A 12436-nucleotide genomic window follows, 5' to 3' on the forward strand; every position below is an offset into this window, starting at 1 on the left:
GCGCTCAGTCCAGGCAGTACGTGGTGACCTGCGCCGAGCCGACGTCCTGGCGGTCGTAGACGGCGACGAACTCCTGCGCGCGGGTGGCGCTGTCGAAGTAGACGGCCACCCGGGAGTCGGCGGGGTCGAACCCGAGCTGCTCGGCAGCCCCCTGGTCGCAGGACACCGAACCCACGCCGGACCCGGTGTAGCCGAGGAACCCGGCGTACGACGCGGTCTCACCGAGCATGTGCAGGTCCCACGGGGAGTCCGGCGAGCCGACCGCCAGGTACACCGCCCAGACGCTGCTGCCGTGCACCGGCACGACCTCGTCGGGCCAGACGACGCTGGCCGGCATCTCAGCCGGCAACTCCTCTGCTGGCGCCTCCTCGGTCGGCGGCTGCTCCTCGGCGGTCGGCTTCTCCTCCGCCGGCGGTTCGCCCTCCCCGGCGGGTGGCTCCTGCGCCGAGGGGTCGGCGGCCGGCTCTGTCGTCGGCGGAGTCGTCGGGTGAGTCGTCGGGTCAGTCGTCGGGTCGGCGGAGGCCACCGGGCGGTCGTCGGCGGCGGGGACGACGTCGCCCGTGCCGGCGCCCCCACAGCCGGCGAGCAGCACGGCGGCGATCAGGAGCGAGGACGCGAGGGCTGAACGGGACGCGAGGGCGGAGCGGGACACGGCTGGGCCTCCTGGGTCGGTGGGAGGCACGAGGGTCCGGGGACACGTCGGGAGCCGCCATGCCCCGACGGGCGCAGGACTGACGAGCGCGTCCGGCCGCCGTGGGCGACGACTGCCGGAAACGCCGACCCTGCGGGCGGCGACACGGTCCGGGCTGCCGGTGCGCGAGCGTCCCGCGACGGCCGGTCACCGGCCGGACGACGCCTCCTCCGGCGCGCCCACGAGCTCGACCGGCGCCGCGGTCGCGGTGGCCCGGCCGTCGGGGAACGGCGAGTTGCGGCCCAGCAGGCCGAACAGGACGCCGTGCGGCAGCGTCCGAAGGGCCATCGCGGAGGTCCGGTACAGCGGTGAGGGGACGACGACGCGCCGGTTGCGCGCCAGCGCGTCCAGGCCCCGCTCGGCCACCTCCGCGGCGTCGTCGAGTGCCCACGCGGGCATCCGGGCGACGCCCTCGGCCAGCCCGGCGAGCTCCATGAACTCGGTCGGCACGGCACCGGGGCACAGCGCGGTCACCGCCACGTTCGAGGACCGCACCTCGGCGTGGAGTGCCTCGCTGAACGACAGCAGCGCCGCCTTCGTCGCCGCATAGACGGCCATGCGCGGCATCGGGGCGAGGCTGACCAGCGAGCAGACGGTCAGCACCGCCCCGCTGCGCCGCCGCACCATGTCCGGGACGAACCGGGCGCACAGGTCGACGGTGGCCTCGAGGTTCACCCGCACCACGGCGGCGGCGCGCTCGGGCGGCACGGTGACGAGGTCCCCCGTCAGGCCGACACCCGCACTCGTGCACAGGACCGAGATCCGCAGCCCGAGGTCGGCCACCGCGTCCGGCAGCCGGCCGCGGGCGTCCTCGTCGGTGAGGTCGCACGGCAGCGCGTGTACCCGGATACCCGGCCGGGCGAGCCGCTCGGCGAGGTCCTCGAGCCGGTCCCGGCGACGGGCGACGAGCACCACGTCGTGGCCCCGCCCGGCCAGCGCGGTGGCCAGCGCGGCACCGATGCCCGACGACGCCCCCGTGACGAGCGCGGCCGACGGCGGAGGGGCGGACGCCAGGACGCGGCTCATGACCGCGACGGTGCTCCGGGCGCCGGGACCGCGGGAGGGCCCTTCGGCCCGGGACCGGCGTGTCCCCGTCGGCGCGCCGGACGCCGCGGAGGTCAGCCCTCGCGGTGCCCGAAGGTGGTCAGCCGCACGCTCTCGGGGAGCGCCTCGAGGGCCTTGACGAGCTCCTCGGGCAGTTGCGCGCTGACGTCGGTGACCGCGTAGCCGAGTTCGCCGCGCGTGGCCAGCACCTGCCCGTCGACGTTGAGCCCGTGCTCGCCGACGAGCGCGTCGACCCGCGCCAGCACGCCGGGCACGTTGCGGTGCAGCAGCGCGAACCGGTCGGCCGAGGAACCGTGCAGGGCCACGGTGGGCAGGTTGACGCTCAGCGTCGTCGTGCCGGCTCCGGTGTAGTCGACGAGCTTGCCGGCCACGAACCGCCCGATGTCGTGCTGCGCCTCCTGGGTCGACCCGCCGACGTGCGGCGTGAGGATCACGTTGGGCAGCCCGCGCAGCACCGAGGTGAACGGGTCGCCCTGCTCGCGGGGCTCGTCGGGGAAGACGTCGACGGCGGCGCCGGCGATGTGGCCGGACAGGATGTGCTCGCGCAGCGCCTCGTGGTCGACGACGAAGCCGCGGGACAGGTTGAGGAACAGGCTCCGCCGGCGCATGCGCGCGAACTGCTCGGCGCCGAACATGCCGGCGTTCCCGGCCCGCCCGTCGACGTGCAGCGTCACGGTCTCGGCCCGCTCGAGAAGCTCCTCGAGGGTGTCGCAGCGCTCGGCGTTGCCCAGCGCCAGCTTGTCCTCGAGGTCGTAGAACAGCACCCGCATGCCCAGCGCCTCGGCGAGCACCGACAGCTGGCTGCCGATGTTGCCGTAGCCGACGATGCCGAGCGTCCGGCCGCGCACCTCGTGGCTGCCCGACGCCGACTTGTCCCAGGAGCCGGCGTGCAGCGCGCGGTCCCGGTCGACCAGCCGGCGGGCCAGGATGATGATCTCCGCGATCGCCATCTCCACCACGCTGCGGGTGTTGGAGTAGGGCGCGTTGAACACCGCCACCCCGGCGCCGGCGGCGGCGCGCAGGTCGATCTGGTTGGTGCCGATGCAGAAGGCCCCCAGGCCGACCAGGCCCGGGCGGGCGGCGAACACGCGCGCGGTCACCTGCGTCTTCGAGCGGATGCCGAGGAGGTCCACGCCGTCGAGAGCGGCGACGAGGTCGTCCTCGTCCAGCGCGCCGCGCAGCGACTCGACCTCGTACCCGGCCGCGCCGAGCAGGTCGGCCGCCACCGGGTCGATGTTCTCCAGCAGCAGGGCTCTCGGCACGTGCAGGGACCTCCTCGACGCGGGGCCGCCGGCGGACTCCGTCGGCACGAGTATCCCGCCGTCGCCGCGGGGGCCGGGTCGGCGGGGTCGGGCGGGCGGGGTCAGAGGCCGAGGGAGCCCGAGGCCGGCTCGGCCCACCGGCTGGAGGCGTCGTAGGAGCGGACGACGAGCGACCGCCACCGCCCGGTCCGGCTGATCTCCTTCTCCGGCACGCCCTGCGCGTAGGCGGTGGTGGCGAAGCCGCGGCGCAGCGAGTGCGGCGACAGACCCTCGACGGGGACGCCGGCCCGCTCGGCGGCGCGCCGCAGGACGAGGTCGACGCTGCGCGTGGTCAGCGGCGCCTCCCCCAGCCGCGGCGCGCGCCCCTTGCCCACCGACCGGAACAGCGGCCCGGACGTGATGCCCTGCCCCGCGAGGGCGGCCAGCCAGGCCCGCACGGCGCGCACGGGGCAGGTGGTCGCGCGGACCCCCTCGGCCAGCGCGAGGGTCTCCCCGGCGCCCTCCTGGTCGGTCTTGGAGTACCGGATCAGGACGTCGAGGCCGCCGTGCCCGGCCGGGACGACGTCCTCGACGCGCAGGCCGCACAGGTCTGATGCCCGCAGCCCCAGGGCGAAGCCGACCAGCACCAGGGCGCGGTCGCGGGTGCCGGCGAGGGTGTCCGGCAGGTCCTCGACGAGCGCGCGGACGGTGGCGGTGTCGACCGCCCGCGCCCGCCGCGGTCGGTACCCGCTGCGGACGGCGGTGCGGCGGATGCCGGTGAGCGTCCGGCGCACGCCCTCGCTGTCCCCCGGCGGGGTCAGCCCGGCGCGGCGGTGCAGGTCGTTGAGCGCGGACAGCCGGCGGGCGACGTAGCGCGGGCTACGCCCCTCGTCGGCCATCCCGGCCAGCCAGGCCGCGACCGCCAGCGGATCGGCGGGCGGCGCCACGGGCAGCGAGCGGCCCCGGCACCACGCCTCCCAGGCGGCGACGTCGCGCGCGTAGGCGTCGCGCGTCGAGTCGGCGTGCGACGCGTCGACGTACGCGCCGACCGCCGTGAGGTCGCCCGGCAGCAGCGGTCCCCCGCCCGTCCAAGGGGTCACCGCTCGCGTCGTCGGGTCCTCCGTCATCACTTCGCAGAGTAGGTGCTTCTCGGAAGCGATCGCCCGTCGAATCGTCCGTCAATCCGCACGGATGGATGTCCGGCCCATACATCCGTCTATCGTCGTCCGGCATGACGGAGCAGGACGACGCGCAGAACGGAACCCGGTGCGCCTTCCCGGGCTGTCCCGCTCCCCCGCGGCCGCGCGTCCCCGGGCGCAGCGGACCGTCGCCCCGGTTCTGCGACCGGCCCGACCACAACCCCGAGACGGCGCGCACCGCGCGCGCCCGCGCCGCCGGGCGGCGGAACGGCCGGCTCACCGCGACCGCCACGGCGCTGGCCGAGGAGCTGCCGCCCGAGGGCCGGGTCCGGCACCTCGTGGGCCGGTGGGCCGAGGCGACCCGCGAGGCCGCCGAGGCCGCGGAGGCGCAGGCCGCGCTGCTCACCGCCGCCGCCGAGGCCCTCGCGCAGTACCGGGACGAGGCCACCGTCGAGGCGCGGCTCGCCCAGGCGCGGGCCGACGTCGACGGCGCGCACGCGGCCCGGCTGCGCGCCGAAGAGCAGGCCCGCCGCGACGAGCAGCTGCGGGCGGAGGCCGAGGAGGGCCGCCGCGCAGCCGAGAGCGCGGCCGAGGCCGCCCGGGTCGCCGCCGAGGAGGCGGTCACCGCCGCCCGCGAGGACGCCGCCGGCCGGGTCGCCGCCGCCGACGCCGCCCGCGAGGCGGCCGAGGAGCAGCGGGACCGGGCGGAGGCCGCGCGCCGGGCGGCCGAGGAGGAGCGGACGGCGGCGGAGCAGCGCGCCGAGGACGCCGGGTCGGCTGCCCGGGACGCCGAGCGGGAGACGGCGCGGGCGCGGCGGGACGCCGAGGAGGCCCGGGCGCAGGCCGCCCGGGAGCACGACGAGCTGGTCGAGGCCCGCGCCCGGTGGGGCGTCACCGAGCAGACCCTCACCTCCGCCCTGCGGGAGCGGACGGGCGAGCGGGACGAGGCGGCCGCCGCCCGCGACGCGGCACTCGCCGACGCGGCCCGCGCGGGCGAGCGGGCCCGCGACGCGGAGCGCGAGCGGGACGCCGCCCGGCGCGGGGAGCGCGAGGCCCGCGACCGCGCGGCGGAGGCGACGACGCGGGCGGCCGCCGCCGAGCGCGACCTCCGTGACGCGCTGGCGGAGGCCGCCGCGGCCGCGCGGCGCGCCGAGGACGCCGCCCGCCGGGCCACCGACGCCGAGGCGGGCGCCCGGCGGGCGGGCGAGCGGGCCGCCGCGCTCACCGCCGAGGTCGAGGGCCTCCGCGCGCGGCCGGCGGAGCCGGACCCGCCGGACGGCGAGCCGGCCGACTGAGGCGGGTCAGGCCTCCCCGGCGCCCGCTCCCCGCGCCGACCTCCGGGCCGCGGCCAGGTGCCCGGCCGCCGCCGCGCCGAGCACCGCGACGTCGACGGCGACCGTGACGATCGTGGCGCCCTCCGCCGCGTACCCGGCCGCCTCCTCGCCGCTGTAGGCGTGCACGCCCACCGGCACCCCGGCGGCCACGGCCCGCGCGACGATCGACGACAGCACCCCGCGCAGCTCCGCCCGGTGCTCCTCCCCCGCCAGGCCGAGCGAGAGCCCGAGGTCGCCCGGTCCCACGTAGACCCCGTCGAGGCCGTCGACGGCGAGCAGCGCGTCGAGGTCGTCGAGGGCGCTCGCCACCTCCACCATGACGACGACCAGCGGCTCGTCGGCCCCGCCGGACAGCCGCCCGATCGACCGGCCCCCGGCCGGGGCGTACCGGCAGGCGGCGACCACCTCGCGCGCGTGGGCCGCGTCGCGGACGTTGGGGACGATCACCCCGCGTGCGCCGAGGTCGAGCGGGCGGCCGACGTCGGCGAAGTGCGGGCTGCGGGTGCGCACCAGCGGCACGGCGCCCGCCGCCGTCACGGCCGCGGTCACTCCGGGCAGGTCGGCCTCGGTGCCGGCGCCGTGCTGGAGGTCGACGACGACGTGGTCGGCGCCGGTGCGCGCCAGCACCTCGCCGGTCACCGCGCCGGGCAGCAGGCTCCACAGCCCGTGGCTGGCCCGGCCCTCCGCCCACCGCGCCCGCAGGTCCGCCTCGCTCGCCATCCCGGTCCTCCCGTCGTGCCGCGTACGCCGGGGCCGATCCTGCCCGCCGCTCAGAGCAGCCGCGGGTCCACGTGCACCTTGGGCCCCGGCCCGGCACCGGGCGGCCGCTCCCCCGCCAGCACCGCGCCCACCTGCGACAGCCCGACGGTCGCGGCCACCAGCGGGCGCGGGTCGACCTCGCCCACCGCGTAGGCGGCGACGGTGGCGGCCAGCCCCGGAGAGGCCGACAGCACGCCGACGGCGGTGACGTCCCCGAGCGCCAGGTCGCGGGTGTCGATCCGGCTCGGCGTCCCGGCCAGGCCGATGTACACCACGCGGCCTGCGGGCTCCACCCGCTCGAGGGCGAGGGCCGGCAGCGCGGCGGCGGTCGAGGCGTCGACCACGGCGTCGAACGGCAGGTCCGGCAGCGTGCCCGCCGTCCAGGTGTGCGGGAAGCCGAGCGCGCGGGCGAAGGCCAGCGACGCGGGGTCCACCCCGAGCAGGTGCACCTCGGCGCCGGCGGCGCGCAGGAACATCGCGGTGAGCAGCCCGATCGTCCCCGGCCCGAGGACCAGCGCCCGGTCCCCCGGCCCGGCGGCCGCCGCCCGCGCCGCGCGCAGCGCGTTGCCGCCGGGCTCCACGAGCGCGCCGAGGACGGGGTCGACGGCGTCGGGCAAGGGGTGCAGCGAGGACGCCGGGACGGCGAGCTGCTCGGCCAGCGCGCCGGGCCGCCCGCCGCGGATGCCGACCTCCTGGCGCCGCTCGCACACGTGCTGCTGCCCGCGCCGGCAGCGGCGGCAGGTGCCGTCGCCGAGCATCGTGTCGCCGGTGACCCGGCGGCCGAGCCAGGCCGGGTCCACGCCCGCGCCGACCGCCGTCACCCGGCCGCACCACTCGTGGCCCAGCCGCATCGGGTAGGCGGCGTGCCCCTGGTGCAGGTAGGCCATCTCACCGGTGGCGAACTCGACGTCGGTGCCGCAGACGCCGACCCGCTCGACGTCGACCACCACCTCGCCGGGCACGGCGACCGGCACCGGCACCTCCCGCACCGCGCTCTCGCCGGGCCCGGTGAGCACGTGCGCCCGCATGGTCGGACCGGTCACGGCACCACGGTGACCGGCCAGCCGCAGCTGCGGACCAGGCGGGCGGCCAGCGAGCCGGCCAGCCGGTGCGCCGGGCGGGTGGAGGCGCCCACGACGACGACGTCGGCGTGCTGCTGGTCGGCGACGGCGGACAGCTCGCGCATCGGCTCGCCCACCCGCAGCACGAAGGTCACCTCGACGTCGCCCTGCTCGGCGATCCGCCGCGCCTCGGCGCGCAGGTCGTCCTCCGTCGCCTGCCGCGCCTCGAGCGCCGCCTGCACGGCGACGGGGGCGAGCGCGTCCAGGCCGGGGCCGACCGGGCGCAGCGAGCGGACGTGGACGACGACGAGCCGGCCGGACTGGCGGCGGGCGAGGCCGGCGGCGTAGTCGAGCGCGCGCAGCGAGGTCGGCGACTCGTCGACGCCGACCACCACCGCCCCGGGCCCGTCCCCGCGCATCCCGTCCCCCTCCTGCCGGCGGTCAGCCTCCCACCGGGTGCGGACCGGGCGTCAGCCCGGCCCGAGGACGAAGGCGAGCGCGAGCAGCCCCGTGAGCACGCCGGCGGCGGCGAGCGCCGCGACCGGGAGCCCGCCGCCGGGCACGCCGGAGAGGTCGCCGCGGGTGAGCAGCGAGGCGCGGACCTCGCGGTGGCGGCGCCGCGCCCCGGCCCCGGCCGCCACCGCCTGCAGCAGGCCGGCCCCGGCCAGCACGAGGGCGAGCGCGCCTAGCACGGGGGCGGCCAGGCGCCCGGCGCCGACCGCGGCCACCGCCATCGCCAGCGCCGTCCGCCGCCAGGCCAGCGCCGTGCGCTCGGCCTGCAGCCCGCCGTCGGGCACGGGCCCGGGGACGGTGCTCACCGCAGCAGCAGGCCCAGCACGAGCAGCACGCCGGCCGCCGCGGTCCCCGCCGCGAGCACCGGGGTGACCACGGGGGACGGCAGCGGCCGGCCCAGCCGCATCGCCCGCTCGGTCGCCGCCCACCCCCACCACGCCTGCACCGGCGCGAGGACGCCGAGGCCGACGAGCAGCAGCGCGCAGGCCAGCCGCAGCCCCTCGGCGATCGGCACGTCGAGGGCCTCCAGCGCGACGCCCGCCGCCGACAGCGCCAGCGACGTCCGGATCCAGGCCAGTGCCGTGCGCTCGTTGGCCAGGCTGAACCGCGCGTCCGGCTCCTCCCCCACGCCGTAGACCGAGCGCGGGCGCCGGGGCGCGGGGGCGGTCACCGGGTCAGGGTGCCAGCGAGCGGCTGATCACCAGGCGCTGGATCTGGTTGGTGCCCTCGAAGATCTGCATGATCTTCGCCTCCCGCATGTACCGCTCGACCGGGAAGTCGCGGGTGTAGCCGTAGCCGCCGAGCACCTGGACGGCGTCGGTGGTCACCTTCATCGCCGCGTCGGTGGCGACGAGCTTGGCCACGCTGGCCTGCCGGCCGTAGGGGCGGCCGAGGTCGCGGCGGCGGGCGGCGTCGAGGTAGGTGGCGCGGGCGGAGTCGACGGCGGCGGCCATGTCGGCGAGCAGGAAGCCCAGCCCCTGGTGGTCGGCGATCTTGCGCCCGAACGTCGTCCGCTCCTGCGCGTAGCCGACGGCGGCGTCCAGGGCGGCCTGCGCGAGGCCGGTGGCGACGGCGGCGATGCCCAGGCGGCCGGAGTCCAGCGCGGAGAAGGCGATCGACAGGCCCTGGCCCTCGGCGCCGAGCAGCCGGTCGGCCTCCAGCAGGGCGCCGTCCCAGTGCGCCGAGGTGGTCGGGATGGCGGTGAGGCCCATCTTCTCCTCGGGCCGGCCGAAGCTCAGGCCCTCCACCTGCCCGGGCGCGAGGAAGCAGGAGATGCCGCGGGAGCCCTCGCCGGTGCGGGCGAACAGCGCGTAGAAGTCCGCCTTCCCGCCGTGGGTGATCCACGCCTTGGTGCCGGTGACCCGGTAGCCCTGCTCGGTGCGCTCCGCCCGGCAGGCGAGCGCGGCCGCGTCGGAGCCGGCCTGGGGCTCGGACAGCGAGTAGCCGCCGATCTGCTCGCCGGCCAGCATCGCCGGCAGCCACCGCTCGCGCTGGGCGTCGGTGCCGAAGGTGGCCAGCGGGTGGCAGGACAGCCCGTGCACCGAGACGGCGACGGCGACGGCGGCCCAGCGGGCACCGAGCTCCTCGAGCACCTGCAGGTAGACCTCGTAGGGCTGGCCGCCCCCGCCCATCTCCTCCGGGTAGGGCAGGCCGAGCAGCCCCAGCCCGCCGAGGGTGGCGAACAGTCCCTCGGGATAGGTCTCGGCGCGCTCGTGCTCGGTGACCCGCGTCGCGAGCTCCTTGTCGGCGACGTCCCGGACGAGCTCGATCAGGTCCTGCGCCTCGTCGGTGGGCAGCAGACGGTCGACGGCCACGGCGATCCCCTCATCGGTACTGGCGGCGGTGTCCACGGTACCGCTGCGGGGCCGTTCCGGGCGTGCGGGAGGATCGGGGCATGTCGGTGGAGGCGCGGGTGCCGGTGCGCCGCGGCGCCGCGCGGCACGAGGAGCTCCTCGGCCAGCTCGTGCAGGTGCTGCTCGCCGAGGGCTTCGCCTCGCTCACCCTCGACGACCTCGCCGCCCGGCTGCACTGCTCCAAGCGCACCCTCTACGCGCTGGCCGGCAGCAGGGACGAGCTGGTCCGGGTGGCGGTCGTGCACTTCTTCCGCGCCGCGACCGCCCGGGTGGAGGCCGCGCTGGCGCCCCCGCGCCCGCCCGCCGACCGGCTGGTCGCCTACCTCCGGGCGGTGGCCGAGGAGCTCGCGCCGGCGTCGGCCCGCTTCTACGACGACGTCGCCGCCTTCCCGCCGGCCCGGGAGATCTACGAGCGCAACACCCGGGCGGCCGCCGCGCGCGTGCAGGGGATCATCCGCGACGGCGTGGCCGAGGGCGCCTTCCGCGAGGTCGACGCCGCCTTCGCCGCCGACGTCGTCACCGCCGTCATGGTGCGCATCCAGCAGCGGCAGGTGGCCGCGAGCACCGGCCTCGACGACGCCGCCGCCTACGAGCAGCTCACCGGCCTCCTGCTGCGCGGGCTGGCGAAGGAGCCGGGCGCCCGCTGAGTGGCAGCCGCGTTGCGGTCCGCGGCGGTCGCGGGGCTGTCACCGCGCCGCGCGGGGGCCCACCGTGGGGCATGGACCTCGCACGAGTCCCCCGGGCGTTGGGCGCGTACTGGCGCGCGCAGGTGCACCTGTGGGAGGTGTACCTGTCGGCGGACCCGTGGCCGCCCCGGCACCCCGGCGGGGAGCCGCTGCACTGGGCGGGCCGGCGCCTGCGCGGGTCGGTCCTCCCCGGCCCCTGACCGCTCAGCCGGTGAGCTCGGCCAGCTCGACGACGGCGCCCACCAGCTCCTCCCCGTCGAGCAGCACGCGGTCGTTGTGGTCGGCGCCCGGCACCTCGACCCGGCGGTGCAGCGACGCGGCGGCGTCGGCCACCGCCCGGCTCTGCGCCGGCGGCACGACCGTGTCGGCGGCGCCCCAGACCACCGTCGTCGGCACCCGGACGCGGGCCACCTGCCCGGCCACCGGGTAGCGGTCGCGCAGCAGGAGCCGCACCGGCAGGAACGGGTAGTGGTGGGCGCCGGCCGCGGCCAGGTCGGCGAAGGGCGAGCGCAGCACCAGCCCGGCCGGCGGGTGCTCCAGCGCCAGCCCCGTGACCACCCCGCAGCCCAGGCTCTCGCCGTAGTAGAGGAGCCGGTCCCCGCGGACGCCGGCCTCCTCGACCAGCCAGGCCCGCGCCGCCCGCACGTCCAGCGCCAGACCCTCCTCGCTCGGGCTGCCGGGGTTGCCGCCGTAGCCGCGGTAGTCGAACAGCAGCACCGCGAGGCCCGCCGAGGACAGCGCCCGGGCCAGCGGCGCGCGCATGCCGCGGTGCCCGCCGTTGCCGCTGGCCACCAGCACGGTGGCCGCGCCCGCCGGGCCCGGTACGAACCAGGCGCCCAGCGTCAGCCCGTCGGCGGTGGTCAGCTCGACGTCGCGGCCGCCGGGGACCTCGCCGGCCGCCGCGGGCACCGGGCCGTCGTCGGGCAGGTACACCAGCCGGCGCTGGAACGCCCAGAGCAGCCCCACGACCAGAGCACACACGACGGCGACGGCCAGCGCCGCCCGGAGCGCCCGCGGCACTCGCAGCGCCCGGCGCACGCTCAGCCGGCGAGGTCCCGGCTGCGCTGCTCCGTGCCGACCTCGCCGTAGGGGTAGTCGGGCTCGGCGGGGTCGCTGACGGCGTCCAGGCGCGCCGTCTCCTCCGCCGACAGCGCGAGGCCGGCGGCGCCGAGGTTCCCGCGCAGCTGGTCGGTCGTGCGCGCGCCCAGGATCACCGAGCTCACGGCCGGTCGGGCGAGCAGCCAGGCCAGCGCCACCTGCGGCATGGTCGCCCCGCGCGCCTCGGCGACGTCCTGCACCGCCTCGAGCACGTCCCAGGTGCGCGCCCTCGCCGCCACCCGGTCGTAGGCCTCCATGCCGCGGCCGGGGTCCTCGCCGAGCCGGGTCGCGCCCTCGGGCCTCTGGTCGCGGGTGTACTTGCCCGAGAGCCAGCCGCCGCCCAGCGGTCCCCACGGCAGCAGACCCAGCCCGTTGTAGCGGCAGGCCGGCACGATCTCGGCCTCGATGCCGCGCACCAGCAGGCTGTAGGAGGGCTGCAGGGTGACCGGGACGGCGAGGTGCTCGCGCTCGGCGACGTCGACGGCGCGCTGCACCTGCCAGCCGGTGAAGTTCGACAGCCCCGGGTAGCCGACCTTCCCCGCGCGCACCGCGTCGTCGAGGAAGCGCAGCGTCTCCTCCAGCGGCGTGAGCGGGTCCCAGGCGTGCAGCTGGTAGAGGTCGACGTGCTCGACGCCGAGCCGGCGCAGCGAGTCGTCGAGCGCGCGGCGCAGGTGCCGGCGGGAGGTGCCGAGCGCGTTGGCGTCCTCGCCCATCGGGAAGCGGCCCTTGGTGGCGAGCACGACCCGGTCCCGGACGTCGGCGGGCCGGGCGGCCAGCCAGCGCCCGACGATCTCCTCCGAGGCGCCGGCCGAGTAGACGTCGGCGGTGTCGACGAGCGTGCCGCCGGCCTCGGTGAAGACGTCGAGCTGCTCGTGGGCGCCGGCCTCGTCGGTCTCGGCGCCGAAGGTCATCGTGCCCAGGGCGAGGGCCGAGACGGCACAGCCGCTGCGGCCGAGGGTGCGCAGTTCCACCTCCCCAGCAAGCCACACGCGGGCG

At 78.1% G+C, this 12436-nt stretch carries 15 protein-coding genes; 3 read left to right on the plus strand and 12 right to left on the minus strand.

From position 1 onward, the window contains the following. Positions 1 to 4: 4 nt before the first annotated feature. The 4 genes from ACI78R_RS10055 to ACI78R_RS10070 all read right to left on the minus strand — a co-directional run bounded on the left by ACI78R_RS10055 (position 5) and on the right by ACI78R_RS10070 (position 4097). Positions 5 to 652, minus strand: coding sequence for a hypothetical protein (locus tag ACI78R_RS10055; RefSeq protein ID WP_457040603.1), 648 nt, complete (start codon positions 650 to 652; stop codon positions 5 to 7). A 186-nt stretch (positions 653 to 838) separates the two neighbouring features. Next, positions 839 to 1717, minus strand: a complete 879-nt coding sequence (locus ACI78R_RS10060; RefSeq protein WP_457040604.1) for an SDR family NAD(P)-dependent oxidoreductase — start codon at positions 1715 to 1717, stop codon at positions 839 to 841. A gap of 92 nt (positions 1718 to 1809) precedes the next feature. Further along, on the minus strand, positions 1810 to 3018 hold the full coding sequence (gene serA, locus ACI78R_RS10065; RefSeq protein ID WP_457040605.1) for a phosphoglycerate dehydrogenase: 1209 nt from the start codon (positions 3016 to 3018) through the stop codon (positions 1810 to 1812). A 101-nt stretch (positions 3019 to 3119) separates the two neighbouring features. Further along, on the minus strand, positions 3120 to 4097 hold the full coding sequence (locus ACI78R_RS10070; protein WP_457040606.1) for a site-specific integrase: 978 nt from the start codon (positions 4095 to 4097) through the stop codon (positions 3120 to 3122). Positions 4098 to 4228: 131 nt separating this feature from the next. Here ACI78R_RS10070 and ACI78R_RS10075 point away from each other — a divergent pair, with 131 nt between their 5' ends. After that, the gene (locus ACI78R_RS10075; protein WP_457040607.1) at positions 4229 to 5431 is read left to right on the plus strand and encodes a hypothetical protein; all 1203 of its coding nucleotides are present in this window, start codon (positions 4229 to 4231) and stop codon (positions 5429 to 5431) included. A 6-nt stretch (positions 5432 to 5437) separates the two neighbouring features. On the opposite strand, the gene ACI78R_RS10080 is transcribed toward ACI78R_RS10075, so the two are convergent. Genes ACI78R_RS10080 through ACI78R_RS10105 form a run of 6 tightly spaced genes read right to left on the minus strand, consistent with a single transcriptional unit; the run spans position 5438 to position 9617 of the window. After that, positions 5438 to 6190, minus strand: a complete 753-nt coding sequence (locus ACI78R_RS10080; RefSeq protein WP_457040608.1) for an HpcH/HpaI aldolase family protein — start codon at positions 6188 to 6190, stop codon at positions 5438 to 5440. A gap of 50 nt (positions 6191 to 6240) precedes the next feature. Then, a complete protein-coding gene (locus tag ACI78R_RS10085; protein WP_457040609.1) occupies positions 6241 to 7272 on the minus strand; it encodes a zinc-dependent alcohol dehydrogenase in 1032 nt (343 codons plus the stop codon). Next, positions 7269 to 7709, minus strand: a complete 441-nt coding sequence (locus ACI78R_RS10090) for a universal stress protein (protein WP_073419986.1) — start codon at positions 7707 to 7709, stop codon at positions 7269 to 7271. Before ACI78R_RS10090 ends, ACI78R_RS10085 begins: the two co-directional genes overlap by 4 nt. A 51-nt stretch (positions 7710 to 7760) precedes the next feature. Then, on the minus strand, positions 7761 to 8108 hold the full coding sequence (locus ACI78R_RS10095) for a DUF202 domain-containing protein (RefSeq protein WP_336026938.1): 348 nt from the start codon (positions 8106 to 8108) through the stop codon (positions 7761 to 7763). After that, on the minus strand, positions 8105 to 8473 hold the full coding sequence (locus tag ACI78R_RS10100) for a YidH family protein (protein ID WP_073419988.1): 369 nt from the start codon (positions 8471 to 8473) through the stop codon (positions 8105 to 8107). Before ACI78R_RS10100 ends, ACI78R_RS10095 begins: the two co-directional genes overlap by 4 nt. A gap of 4 nt (positions 8474 to 8477) precedes the next feature. Further along, on the minus strand, positions 8478 to 9617 hold the full coding sequence (locus ACI78R_RS10105; RefSeq protein WP_336026942.1) for an acyl-CoA dehydrogenase family protein: 1140 nt from the start codon (positions 9615 to 9617) through the stop codon (positions 8478 to 8480). A gap of 80 nt (positions 9618 to 9697) precedes the next feature. On the opposite strand from ACI78R_RS10105, the gene ACI78R_RS10110 reads away from it, so the two are divergent. Then, the gene (locus ACI78R_RS10110) at positions 9698 to 10303 is read left to right on the plus strand and encodes a TetR/AcrR family transcriptional regulator (RefSeq protein WP_457040610.1); all 606 of its coding nucleotides are present in this window, start codon (positions 9698 to 9700) and stop codon (positions 10301 to 10303) included. A gap of 71 nt (positions 10304 to 10374) precedes the next feature. Continuing rightward, positions 10375 to 10542: a hypothetical protein gene (locus ACI78R_RS10115; RefSeq protein WP_457040611.1), complete on the plus strand. Its 168-nt coding sequence runs from the start codon at positions 10375 to 10377 to the stop codon at positions 10540 to 10542. A 4-nt stretch (positions 10543 to 10546) separates the two neighbouring features. On the opposite strand, the gene ACI78R_RS10120 is transcribed toward ACI78R_RS10115, so the two are convergent. Together ACI78R_RS10120 and ACI78R_RS10125 are read right to left on the minus strand one after the other, a co-directional pair. Next, positions 10547 to 11323 carry an alpha/beta hydrolase gene (locus tag ACI78R_RS10120; RefSeq protein ID WP_457040612.1) on the minus strand — a complete coding sequence of 259 codons (777 nt, stop codon included), beginning with the start codon at positions 11321 to 11323 and terminating at the stop codon, positions 10547 to 10549. Positions 11324 to 11382: 59 nt separating this feature from the next. Next, positions 11383 to 12411, minus strand: coding sequence for an aldo/keto reductase (locus ACI78R_RS10125; RefSeq protein ID WP_457040613.1), 1029 nt, complete (start codon positions 12409 to 12411; stop codon positions 11383 to 11385). Positions 12412 to 12436 lie beyond the last annotated feature (25 nt).

The organism is Geodermatophilus sp. SYSU D01106 (assembly GCF_054049995.1).